A 231-nucleotide genomic window follows, 5' to 3' on the forward strand; every position below is an offset into this window, starting at 1 on the left:
CCAAATCTCGCCCGTAGGCTTCATAGTCAATGTAATTCTGTAAGCTGGGTGGAATGTCCCCAAGTGCCTGCAATTCGTCTATGTAGTAATAGGCAACGTCTGTCATAGTTTCACAGTCGGGATAATAATAAATGTCGTCCTTGTGTTCCACGACTTCTTCCAGCGTCCCGTAGTGACTGATAAATTCGTCCAGACATTCTACGATATAGTCGGGAAGTTCCTCTATCATTT

1 protein-coding gene is annotated in these 231 nt (G+C 44.2%); it reads right to left on the reverse strand.

Going from position 1 to position 231, the window contains the following annotated elements; translation table 11 throughout:
• Window positions 1–231: antirestriction protein ArdA (locus tag LJE11_RS19630; protein WP_227296460.1), on the reverse strand; the 231-nt coding region annotated here is incomplete at both ends.

Source organism: Blautia sp. DFI.1.216 (assembly GCF_020594215.1).
Taxonomy (GTDB): Bacteria; Bacillota; Clostridia; order Lachnospirales; family Lachnospiraceae; genus Blautia_A; species Blautia_A wexlerae.